The 391-nt window shown below is 74.9% G+C and carries 1 protein-coding gene; it reads left to right on the top strand.

What is annotated here, in order from left to right; translation table 11 throughout:
- The coding region (locus R2S09_RS40335; RefSeq protein ID WP_316746275.1) for a GAF domain-containing protein at positions 1–391 on the top strand (391 nt) is incomplete at both ends.

Raw genomic sequence — 391 nt, 5'->3', positions numbered from 1 at the left:
CAGCGGGCGGGGCGAAGTGCTCGGGCTGATCGCCGTGCGGGCCCGGGAGATCACGGGAGCGGCCCTCGCCGTGGTCGCGGTCCCGGTGGACGGCACCGACACGCTCACCGTGGAACTGGCCATCGGTCAGGAGGCGGACGCGCACCGCGGAATGGTCCTGCCCGTGGACGACAGCCTGATCGGCCTCGCCTTCTCCACCGCCGCGCCCGTCATCAGCCTGGACATCTCCCAGGACGACCGGGTCTCGCCCGGACCGCCGCGGTTCGCCGGGCTGGGCCCCGGCGTGGCCGTGCCCATCGGCGCCCGCGAGCGGGTGCGCGGTGTGGTCCTGCTGGTCCGTACGGCGGGCCGGAGCCCGTTCACGGAGAAGGAGACCGATCCGCTGCGGGGT

Source organism: Streptomyces sp. MK7 (genome assembly GCF_032658145.1).
GTDB classification, from domain to species: domain Bacteria; phylum Actinomycetota; class Actinomycetes; order Streptomycetales; family Streptomycetaceae; genus Streptomyces; species Streptomyces spiralis.
Note: the sequence above shows the minus strand (reverse complement) of the source record. Positions and strands in the feature narration are given on the sequence as shown.